Source organism: Halorubrum persicum (genome assembly GCF_002727125.1).
GTDB lineage: Archaea > Halobacteriota > Halobacteria > Halobacteriales > Haloferacaceae > Halorubrum > Halorubrum persicum.
The window spans coordinates 173,858-183,603 of record NZ_NHOA01000084.1; the positions used below are offsets into that span (position 1 = coordinate 173,858).

Sequence of the window (9,746 nt, forward strand, 5' to 3'; positions counted from 1 at the left end):
TCGGCGCGGACCCCGCGAGCGTCGGCGCCATCGCCGCAACCGCCGCCGACGTCGGCTTCGCGCGGCCGCGGCAGGCGGCAGTCACCCTCGTCACGTTCGTGGTCGTCGCCGTGCTCGTCGCGGCGACCGCGGCGCTCGCCTACCGCTGGTACTTCCGTACGGAGATCCCCGAAGGGGTGACCAGTCTGCTGGGGATCTCGGTCGTGGCGCTGTACCTCAACACGACCTCGTTGGGGTCGGTCGCGGTCGGGGATAACCCGGCGCTGCTCGCGCCCGAGAGCGTGTTCTTCAACCTCGTCTCGCTCGGCGTCGCGGCGGTGATGGCGCCCGTCGGTCGGTACGTCGGCGACCGGCTCGCGGTCGACGTGTTCGCGCTCTCCGGCGCCAAACAGCTCGAAGGCGAGCTGAGCGGCGTCGTGCGCGCAGTCGGCCGGTTCACGGCGGTGACGCTCCCGGCGGCCGACGCGATCGCGGACATGGACACGTACGACCCCGTCTCGCCGGAGAAGAAGGCGGAACTCGCGGAGACGACCCTGCTCTTCCCGCGGAAGCTTTCGACCGAGGAGCTCCGCGATCGGCTCGTCGCTCGGCTCAAAGAGGAGTACGGCGTCGGCTACGTCGACATCGACCTCGACGCCGACGGGACGGTCGAGTACTTCGCGGTCGGCTCCCGCGCCGCCGGACTCGGCCCGACGCTCGCGCCGGGGTCGGTCGCGATCGCGGTGGCAGCGGACCCGCCGAACACCGCCACCGTCGGCGACACGGTCCAGCTGTGGCGGGACGAGCCGGAGCCGAAGCGCGTCGCGACCGGAGAGCTGCGGGGGGTCGCCGACGACGCCGTCACCGTCGCGCTCGACGAGTCGGACGCCGAGCGGCTGACCGACGAGGAGGGGTACCGGCTGGTGACGCTCCCGGCGGAGCCGCACGCGGACCGCGAGTTCGCCTCCCTGCTGCGGAACGCGGACGAGACGATGGCGTCCGTCACCGTCGAGGCGGGGAGCGATCTCGAGGGGAGCACCGTCGGCGAGGTGGGAGCGGTCGTCGCCGCGATCCGCCCGGAGGGAGGCTCCGTCCAGCCGATCCCGCGACGCGCGTACGCGCTCGGCGCCGGCGACCTCGTGTACCTCGTCGGCCGTCCGGACGCGATCCGTCGGATCGAGGCGGCCGCCGCGGCGGGAGCCGGGGCGGTCCCGACGGACGGGGGCACCGAACCCGGTCGTTCGGCCGACGAGGAGACGGACGACGAGGAGACGGACCGCCCTGACGATGCCGACCGGGCGCAACGCTCTTGAGCCGCCCGCGCGGGGATCCACGTATGCAGTGGAAGCTGTTCGCCGACCTCGCGGAGATCGCCGGCGGACGCGAGATCAGCGTGGCGGCGGAGCCGGGCGACACGGTCGGGGACGCGCTCGACGCGCTGTTGGAAGCGCACCCGGACCTCCGCGATCGAGTGCTCGACGACGGCGAGGTCGCCGAGCACATCAACGTGCTTCGGAACGGCCAGAACGTCCGTCACGGCGACGGGATGGACGCGCCCCTCGAAGCGGGCGACGAGCTGGCGCTGTTCCCCCCGGTGAGCGGGGGCGCGGTCGGGCGGTAGCGCGGTCGACGGATCGGTCGTTTCAAACGGTCGCGCGCCGCACCTCTCGCTATGAGCGACAGCGACGACGGACGCACATCCGACGCCGACCACGACACGGACGACGCCGGAGGCGACCCACCCCGCGAGGAGTTCCACGAGGACCCGGTCGGCCACACCCGTGCGACCGCCGACATGACCGTCGGACAGTTAGTCGAGGGGTACGGCGACGCAGGGATCGGCGCGGCCTCGGTCAACGAGGCGGGCGACGTGCTCGCGGAGATGTGGGCGAACGACGACTGCACCGTGTTCCTCTCGCTGGCGGGCGCGATGGTGCCCGCCGGAATGCGCCGGATCGTCTCCGACCTCATCCGCGACGGCTACGTCGACGCCGTGGTGACGACGGGGGCGAACCTGACCCACGACGCCATCGAGGCCATCGGCGGGAAACACCACCACGGGCGGACCCACGACCCGGAGAAGAGCCTCCGCGAGCACGACGAGGGGCTCCGCGACGAGGGCGTCGACCGCATCTACAACGTCTACCTTCCACAGGAGCATTTCGCCGCCCTCGAGGGGCACCTGCGCGAGGAGGTGTTCCCGGCGCTGGAGGCTGACCCGGACGACGGCGAGCGCGGAGCGGGCACCGGCGCCGTCGGCATCGCCGACCTCACGCGCGAGCTCGGCCGCGCGAACGCCGCGGTCAACGAGCGCGACGACGTGGCCGAGGACCCCGGCGTCGCCGCCGCGGCCTACGAGTGCGACGTACCTATCTACTGCCCCGCCGTGCAGGACTCCGTGCTCGGGTTACAGGCGTGGATGTACGCCCAGACCGCCGACTTCACGCTCGACGCCCTCGACGACATGACGGCGCTGACCGACCTCGCGTTCGAGGCCGACGACGCCGGCTGTCTGCTCGTCGGCGGCGGCGTACCGAAGAACTTCACGCTCCAGACGATGCTCGTCACGCCGCGCGCCTACGACTACGCGGTCCAGATCACGATGGATCCGGAGGCGACCGGCGGGCTCTCCGGCGCGACCTTAGAGGAGGCTCGATCGTGGGGGAAGTTAGAGAAGGACGCGCGGAACGCCTCGGTGTACGGCGACGCGACCGTCATGCTGCCGATGCTCGTCGCCGCCGCCCGCGAGCGCGTGGAGTAGCGCTCTGAGAGAGTCGGCGGCCATCGCTTGTAATTACATGTAATTAGATTTTTGAGGCCGGAGCGAGTGTCGCGAAGTAATGAGCGACTACACCACGATCTCGCTGCGCAAGGAGTTCGTCGCGGACGTCGAGGAGTACATCGAGGACGAACCGTTCGGGTCGGTCAAGGAGTTCGTGAAACACGTGGTCGTACAGGAGATGGAGTCGGAGGACGAGATCAGCGAAGCGGAGGCTCGGCGGATCGGCCAAAAACTCCGTGATCTGGGGTATATGGAGTGAGATATATGGCCGAGACTCTCACCATCGGCCCGCTCGATCGACTCTCGCGTGCTGACCTGATACTCGCGTGCATGCCGCTGTTGTTCGCGGTCGGCTATGCTCTCGGGGCGGCGGCGTTCGACGCCTGGCCGGCCGCCACCGCGGTCGCCGCGCTCGCGGGGTGCGTACCGATGATCGACGGGCTGTTCCGGAACCCGCCGCATCCGGGCGATCGGAGCCGCTCGCGGTAGTCGCCGGCCCCCAACGGTCTCGTCGGGGACGAAAGGGGACCGCGGAACCGTCCGGAACGGCGCGACCGCTAAAGGAGTGAAAACGAAGCGTCGAAAGAGAGCGCGGTCGTCAGTTGTCGCCGGACTTCGACTGCCAGGCGTAGTCGCGACGGGACGGCGAGTCGCCGAAGCCGCACGAGGAGCAGCGCTCCTTTTTGACGTGGTAGGATTTCTCGCCGCAGCGGCGGCACTTCACGTGAACCGTCTTGTTCTTTTTCCCCTGAGAGGGCGTTCCGGAGCCGGTCATGCTTTGATGGTGACGACGTTATCGCCGCGTATAATCGTTGTGTCTTCGATTGCGACCGCGAACTCGCCGTCGAGGTCGCCGTCGACGCGGTCGCCCACGTCCGACTCTGGCTCGATGACCACGTTCATGTGCTGGTCGTACCCGGCGAGGATGCCGTAGTAGGTCGTCCCGTCCTTCAGGTGAACCGTCACCGGCTCCTCGAGCGACGCTTCGAGCACGTCGAGGGGTCGTCCACTCATTGTCCGTATCGCCGCCCGTCGCGGTAATAAAAATACCGGGACGCGACCCGGAACGGCCCCGAGACGAACGCGAACCGACGGCGGTCGCTCAGTCGAGCCGCTCGCGCACGAACTCGGTCGCGGCCGGCACGGCGCGGACGTACAGGTCGGCGTAGGTCAGCTCCGCCTGCGCTCGGCCGGGCGATCCGTATCCCTCTTCGATCCGATCGGCGGCGAGCGCGACCGTCTCCACGGCGGGACGAACGAACCGGATCGCCAGCGGATCCCCGCCGCCGGTCGCCTCGCGGACGGCCTCGCGGACGCGTTCCGAGGTGGACCGAATCGACGAGGCGGACGGTGCCTCGCGGTACCCGCCGTCGCGTATTCCGGAGTTGACCGCCCGGGACGCCTCGATCGCGGCCAGCGCGGTACCGGCCTCGATCACGGCCGTGGCGTACGTGCCGCGGTCGGTCGACTCCACGGTGTCCTCGACCGCCGACTCGACGCGCATGTCGGTCATGGCGATCAGCTCCTGTGCGACCGTTCCGCTCAGGTCCTCGTCGCTCGCGTCCGCTGGCCCGCGATCACCGCGCAGAACGCTCCCGCGGGTACGGTTCACGGACGCCTCGAGCCCGTCCGCGGCCGCGACGAGCGACGTCCACCGCGAGGTCGCGTCGTCCCGTCCGCCGAGGTGCGCCTCGCGGATCGCGAGGGCGTCTCCGATCGCCGCCCGTGCGCGCTCGACGGCGCCGACCGCCTCGCCGGCGCGAAACGGCTCGGCGACCGGATCGCTCGGGTACGTCTCGCGGGGGCGGACGTGGCGTTCGCACTCCGCGAGCAGCGACTCGATCGGCTCGTACGCCAGCACCGCCGTCGCCGGCGATCCGGCTCGGTACGTCAGGTCGGCGGCGAGCGCCGCGCGCTCCTCCCGCACCGCCTGCCGACGCCGGGCCACGCTCGCGCCGTCGTCGCCGCCCGTGGCGGCCCGATACGCACCCCGGACCGCTGCGGCGTCCTCCCGGCGGCGGCGCCACGCGCCAAGCGCGTCGATCGGGGAGGAGCCGGTCGGGTCGCGATCCAGGCGACCGAGGGCCCGTTCGCGGTCGCGTTCGAGTTTCGCGACGACCGCGGCGTTCGGAACCGACGGGTCGGCCGGGACGGCGTCGAGCAGCTCGCGGGCGCGGCTCTCGTGTGCGTCCGCGATCGATCCCGGGACCGTCGCGGGAAACGGGGACGGGGGCCGCTCGATCGCCGCGATGTCGTCCCTCGAGAGCGACACCGGTGCCTCGTCGCTGGGCGACTCCTCGCCGAACGGGAGGCCGGAGCAGCCGGTGAGCGTCGCCGCGCCGGCCGCGCAGACCCCCGCGAGAAACCGACGCCGGGAGGGGTCCGACCGGGTCACGCGTCCCCACCTCCGTTAGCAGGGGCCACCGATCCGTTGAACACGGTCGGGAGGTCCGACCGTCGACACGAGCCGGACATCCCGCTCCCGCTCCCGGTGGAGCGGTCGGCCGCGACGGGGAGCCGGATCGCGAACCCAGCGGTGTGGATCGCGTCCGCGCTGCACTCGACGTCCGCTGGGCGGTAGGTCTGGCAGAAGTCGGCGCGGGGGTGGAGGTCGTCGTCCGCCAGTTCGTCGCGCTCGACGGCCACCGACCGGAACCGGATCTCGTAGCAGGCTTCGACGGGCATCGCGAGCAGGTACACTGACTCGGCGTCGAACTCCGTCTCGGCGCAGAACGACCGGAGCGTCTCGCCCGGGGGCGTCTCGGCGAATGTGAGTTCGGCGAGGTTCTCTTCGGCGACCAACACGCGCCGCGCGCTGCGGCGCTGGCGCGCCCGCTCGTCGGCGGACAGTTCCGGGAGCGCGTCGCCCGTAGTGACCAGCGCGCGGCCGTCTTCGTCGCGGACCGTTTCGATCTCGTAGTCGTCGATCGGCCGCTCTCGGTTCGGACGGCTGTTCGTCGCGGTCTCGCTGCCGGAACAGCCGGCCAGCGCGGCGATGCCGGACGCGGCTGCGAGGAGGGCGCGGCGGCGGGGAACGTCTGTCATCGGCGAGCCTTCGACCGAGAGGCCCAAACGCTTTGCGGGGCGCGGACGCGAGCCGGCGCGGCCGAACCCGGGTGTTTTTAATGTGCGCGGGAGTAGCGAGGGATACCACACTCCCGCGGGACACGGTGGGTCGACGACGTCGGCTCGGCCGTAGCGGGGCCTTCAACGACGCGCGGTAGGACGTAGCGCAGACGGCTCCTTGCGGGGAACCAGTGCCGGACGCCGATCAAGGGCGTTCCAACTCGACAATCATGGAAATCGAAATTGCGACACTCGGCGGTTACGAAGAGGTCGGTCGACAGATGACGGCGGTCCGAGCGGGCGATGACATCGTCATCTTCGACATGGGCCTGAACCTCAGTAAGGTCCTCATCCACGACAACGTGGAGACCGAAAGCATGCACAGCCTCGACCTGATCGACATGGGCGCGATCCCGGACGACCGCGTCATGAGCGAGCTGGAGGGCGACGTGCAGGCGATCGTCCCCACCCACGGTCACCTCGACCACATCGCGGGCATTCCGAAGCTCGCGCACCGGTACGACGCCCCCATCGTCGGCTCCCCGTACACGATCGAGCTGGTCAAACAGCAGATCGACGACGAGGGGAAGTTCCAGGTCGACAACGACCTCGTGAAGATGAAGGCGGGCGGCACGATGGCCATCGGCGACTCCGAGCAGGTCGAGATGGAGTTCGTCAACGTCACTCACTCGATCATCGACGCGATCAACCCGGTCCTTCACACGCCCGAGGGCGCCATCGTCTACGGCCTCGACAAGCGACTGGACCACACGCCCGTCATCGGTGACCCGATCGACATGGACCGCTTCCGCGAGATCGGCCGCCAGGACGAGGGCGTCCTCGCGTACATCGAGGACTGTACGAACGCCGGCAGCAAGGGCCGGACGCCCTCGGAGGCGTACGCGAAGAAGCACGTCGAGGACACCCTCACGTCGATGGAGGACTACTCGGGCGGCATCATCGCCACCACGTTCTCCTCCCACATCGCCCGCGTGAAGACCCTCGTCGAGTACGCCCGCGAGATCGGCCGTCAGCCGGTCCTCCTGGGCCGCTCGATGGAGAAGTACTCGGGCACGGCCGAGCGGCTCGACTTCGTCGACTTCCAGGGCGACGTCGGGATGTACGGCCACCGCAAGTCCGTCGACCGCGCGTTCAAGCGCATCATGAAGGAGGGGAAGGGGAACTTCCTCCCGATCGTGACGGGGCACCAGGGCGAGCCGCGCGCGATGCTCACCCGCATGGGCCGCGGCGAGACGCCGTACGAAATCGACGACGGCGACAAGGTCGTCTTCAGCGCGAGCGTCATCCCGGAGCCGACCAACGAGGGGCAGCGCTACCAGTCCGAGCAGCTCCTCCGGATGCAGGGCGCGCGCCTCTACGACGACATCCACGTCTCCGGTCACCTCCGCGAGGAGGGCCACTACGAGATGCTGCAGGCGCTCCAGCCCCAGCACCTCATCCCCGGCCACCAGACGCTGAAGGGTCGCTCGCCGTACGTCGACCTCGCGAAGTCTCAGGGGTACAAGCTCGGACGTGACGTGCACGTCACGCAGAACGGGAGCGTTATCCAACTCGTCGAATGACGAGCGAGACGAAGGAGGCGCGGGTGCTGGAGGCCATCCGCGAGCGGCGTGACCTCGTCAACGCCGCTATCGACGAGGAGCTGCCGGTACAGCACCCGGAACGGCTCTACGAGGCGACGCGATACATCCTCGAAGCCGGCGGCAAGCGGCTCCGCCCGACGGTGACGACGCTGGCTGCGGAGGCGGTGACCGGCGCTGAGCCGATGAGCGCCGACTTCCGCGAGTTCGCGGCCCTCGACGGCAACACCGTCGACGTGATGCGCGCCGCGGTCGCCATCGAGGTGATCCAGTCGTTCACGCTGATCCACGACGACATCATGGACGAGGACGAGCTCCGGCGCGGCGTCCCGGCCGTCCACGAGAAGTACGACACCTCGACCGCCATCCTCGCCGGAGACACGCTCTACTCGAAGGCGTTCGAGTTCATGACGGAGACGGGCGCGGACCCCGCCAACGGGCTGGAGGCGATGCGGATGTTGGCGTCCACCTGCACGGAGATCTGCGAGGGGCAGTCGCTCGACGTCTCCTTCGAGTCACGCGACGACATCCTTCCGGAAGAGTATCTGGAGATGGTCGAGCTGAAGACCGCGGTCCTCTACGGCGCCTCGGCCGCGACGCCCGCCGTCCTGCTCGGCGCCGACGACGAGGTCGTCGACGCGCTCTACCAGTACGGGATCGACTCGGGGCGCGCGTTCCAGATTCAGGACGACGTGCTGGATCTCACCGTCCCCTCCGAGGATCTGGGCAAGCAGCGCGGCTCCGACCTCGTGGAGGGGAAGGAGACGCTGATCACCCTCCACGCTCGCCAACAGGGCGTCGACGTGGACGGGCTGGTCGACGCCGACACCCCCGCCGAGGTGACCGAGGAGGCCATCGACGACGCGGTGGCGGCCCTAGAGGACGTTGGGTCGATCGCGTACGCCCGCGAGACGGCCGAAGACCTCACGGAGCGGTCGAAAGAACACCTCGAGATCCTCCCCGAAAGCGGGTCCCGAGAGCTGTTGGCCGATCTCGCGGACTACCTGATCGTCCGCGGCTACTGAGTGGCCCGGCGAGTTGTCGCTGGGCGCCGTTCCGGCGGCGCCGTCCGCAACGAACACCGCTTTATCCCCGGTCGCCGTTCTCCCGTCCGTGTCCCGGTACCGAGACGTCGTCCTGTTCTTCACGCTCGCCTTCCTGTGGGGCGGCTCCTTCGTCGCCATCGAGGTCGGCTTGGACTACTACCCGCCCGTACTGTACGCCGCGTATCGGTTCGACGTGGCCGCGCTGGTGTTGGTCTCGTACGTCCTCCTCACCGAGTCGGGCCCGCTCCCGCGCACGCGCGGCGACCTGGCCGCGGTCGGCTTCAGCGGGGGGCTCTCCGTCGCCGCCAACAACTCGCTGCTGTTCGTCGGCCAGCAGTACACGACCAGCGGTATCGCCTCGATCACGTACAGCCTCGTTCCGATCGCGACCGCCGCGGTCGCGGCCGCCTGGATCGGCGGCTCCGACCTCGACGCGCGAGGCACCCTCGGCGTGGTGCTGGCGTTCGTCGGCGTCGGGCTCGTCGCCCAGCCGGACCCCGCGAACCTCGCCGGGGGCGTCACGATCGGCGTCGGGCTCATCTCGATCGGCGTGATGGCGGTCGCGGTCGGCAGCGTCGGGCTCCGCACCGTGGAGACGAGCTTCTCCAGCATCGCGCTCACGGGGTGGGCGATGCTGTTCGGCGCCCTGTTGATCCACGGGCTGAGCGTCGGACTGGGCGAAACGCAACAGCTTCCGGTCCCGGAGCCGCCGGCGGTCGGATCGCTTTTGTTCCTCGGCGTGCTGTCCTCGGCGGTCGCGTACACCATCTACTTCACGCTGCTCGACCGGCTGGGCGCGTTCGAGATTAACCTCATGTATTCTAACATGGTAGTACAATAGTACCACAGAAATCGTATATCTCGGGAGACTTTGAAGCGAAAATAAGTCAATATCGACCCAACCCCTTCACGTCTAGCGATTTGACCAATTTAGACTATTCTCTAAAATTTATGTAACGGTCCTTAACGACTAGGCTCTTAACCTACAATCGGATCCTGAATGTTGGTTAATATCGTTCGGGGGGATAGGGTAGGGTCAACACTATTCAGCATGATTCAGTCTCTTTGCTCATTCAGAGCCTAGCTGATACACTCTCTTACCTCTCACATGGATATAGTGCTATTAGATTACCCTCTCAATGGACTTTGAGGTAGACAAGTGGTTTTGTACCTTTAGCAGAGAAAACGCTAAGAGAGTCATTCAGTTTAGTCTCTAAGAGGATAGACGGATCGCTAAGAGATTGATTGATTCAAGAATAGCAAAAGACTAAG

12 protein-coding genes are annotated in these 9,746 nt (G+C 68.4%); 8 read left to right on the forward strand and 4 right to left on the reverse strand.

Annotated features, from left to right (window positions below):
- Window positions 1–29 precede the first annotated feature (29 nt).
- From DJ69_RS10790 to DJ69_RS10810, 5 genes are all read left to right on the forward strand, one after another.
- Window positions 30–1,292: a cation:proton antiporter regulatory subunit gene (locus DJ69_RS10790; protein ID WP_099255626.1), complete on the forward strand. Its 1,263-nt coding sequence runs from the start codon at window positions 30–32 to the stop codon at window positions 1,290–1,292.
- A 23-nt stretch (window positions 1,293–1,315) separates the two neighbouring features.
- Complete coding sequence (locus tag DJ69_RS10795) at window positions 1,316–1,600, forward strand: ubiquitin-like small modifier protein 1 (protein WP_099255607.1); 285 nt, start codon at window positions 1,316–1,318, stop codon at window positions 1,598–1,600.
- 51 nt (window positions 1,601–1,651) lie between these two features.
- Window positions 1,652–2,740, forward strand: a complete 1,089-nt coding sequence (locus DJ69_RS10800; protein ID WP_099255608.1) for a deoxyhypusine synthase — start codon at window positions 1,652–1,654, stop codon at window positions 2,738–2,740.
- A gap of 79 nt (window positions 2,741–2,819) precedes the next feature.
- Window positions 2,820–3,020 (forward strand): hypothetical protein, encoded by a 201-nt coding sequence (locus tag DJ69_RS10805; protein WP_099255609.1) that lies wholly within the window; start codon window positions 2,820–2,822, stop codon window positions 3,018–3,020.
- Between the two features lie 5 nt (window positions 3,021–3,025).
- A complete protein-coding gene (locus DJ69_RS10810; RefSeq protein ID WP_099255610.1) occupies window positions 3,026–3,250 on the forward strand; it encodes a hypothetical protein in 225 nt (74 codons plus the stop codon).
- Window positions 3,251–3,359: 109 nt separating this feature from the next.
- Here the strand turns inward: DJ69_RS10810 and DJ69_RS10815 are convergent, their stop codons facing one another.
- From DJ69_RS10815 to DJ69_RS10830, 4 genes are all read right to left on the reverse strand, one after another.
- Entirely contained in the window at window positions 3,360–3,536 is a 177-nt protein-coding gene (locus DJ69_RS10815; protein WP_008848129.1) for a 50S ribosomal protein L37e, read from the reverse strand.
- Window positions 3,533–3,775, reverse strand: a complete 243-nt coding sequence (locus DJ69_RS10820) for an LSM domain-containing protein (RefSeq protein ID WP_099255611.1) — start codon at window positions 3,773–3,775, stop codon at window positions 3,533–3,535. Before DJ69_RS10820 ends, DJ69_RS10815 begins: the two co-directional genes overlap by 4 nt.
- 88 nt (window positions 3,776–3,863) lie before the next feature.
- Window positions 3,864–5,156, reverse strand: coding sequence for a twin-arginine translocation signal domain-containing protein (locus DJ69_RS10825; RefSeq protein WP_099255612.1), 1,293 nt, complete (start codon window positions 5,154–5,156; stop codon window positions 3,864–3,866).
- Window positions 5,153–5,806, reverse strand: a complete 654-nt coding sequence (locus DJ69_RS10830; protein WP_099255613.1) for a hypothetical protein — start codon at window positions 5,804–5,806, stop codon at window positions 5,153–5,155. The genes DJ69_RS10825 and DJ69_RS10830 overlap by 4 nt, the downstream gene beginning before the upstream one ends.
- A gap of 251 nt (window positions 5,807–6,057) precedes the next feature.
- Here DJ69_RS10830 and DJ69_RS10835 point away from each other — a divergent pair, with 251 nt between their 5' ends.
- From DJ69_RS10835 to DJ69_RS10845, 3 genes are all read left to right on the forward strand, one after another.
- Window positions 6,058–7,410 (forward strand): ribonuclease J, encoded by a 1,353-nt coding sequence (locus DJ69_RS10835; RefSeq protein ID WP_099255614.1) that lies wholly within the window; start codon window positions 6,058–6,060, stop codon window positions 7,408–7,410.
- Window positions 7,407–8,453 (forward strand): geranylfarnesyl diphosphate synthase, encoded by a 1,047-nt coding sequence (gene idsA3, locus DJ69_RS10840; protein ID WP_099255615.1) that lies wholly within the window; start codon window positions 7,407–7,409, stop codon window positions 8,451–8,453. Before DJ69_RS10835 ends, idsA3 begins: the two co-directional genes overlap by 4 nt.
- Before the next feature lie 88 nt (window positions 8,454–8,541).
- Window positions 8,542–9,315: a DMT family transporter gene (locus tag DJ69_RS10845; protein ID WP_099255616.1), complete on the forward strand. Its 774-nt coding sequence runs from the start codon at window positions 8,542–8,544 to the stop codon at window positions 9,313–9,315.
- Window positions 9,316–9,746 lie beyond the last annotated feature (431 nt).

Bases quoted from the DNA above. Each gene is read 5' to 3' on its own strand.
- DJ69_RS10805 (WP_099255609.1), top strand. From the start codon at position 2,820: ATGAGCGACTACACCACGATCTCGCTGCGCAAGGAGTTCGTCGCGGAC.
- DJ69_RS10815 (WP_008848129.1), bottom strand. From the start codon at position 3,536: ATGACCGGCTCCGGAACGCCCTCTCAGGGGAAAAAGAACAAGACGGTT.
- idsA3 (WP_099255615.1), top strand. From the start codon at position 7,407: ATGACGAGCGAGACGAAGGAGGCGCGGGTGCTGGAGGCCATCCGCGAG.
- DJ69_RS10835 (WP_099255614.1), top strand. From the start codon at position 6,058: ATGGAAATCGAAATTGCGACACTCGGCGGTTACGAAGAGGTCGGTCGA.
- DJ69_RS10800 (WP_099255608.1), top strand. From the start codon at position 1,652: ATGAGCGACAGCGACGACGGACGCACATCCGACGCCGACCACGACACG.
- DJ69_RS10830 (WP_099255613.1), bottom strand. From the start codon at position 5,806: ATGACAGACGTTCCCCGCCGCCGCGCCCTCCTCGCAGCCGCGTCCGGC.
- DJ69_RS10795 (WP_099255607.1), top strand. From the start codon at position 1,316: ATGCAGTGGAAGCTGTTCGCCGACCTCGCGGAGATCGCCGGCGGACGC.
- DJ69_RS10820 (WP_099255611.1), bottom strand. From the start codon at position 3,775: ATGAGTGGACGACCCCTCGACGTGCTCGAAGCGTCGCTCGAGGAGCCG.
- DJ69_RS10810 (WP_099255610.1), top strand. From the start codon at position 3,026: ATGGCCGAGACTCTCACCATCGGCCCGCTCGATCGACTCTCGCGTGCT.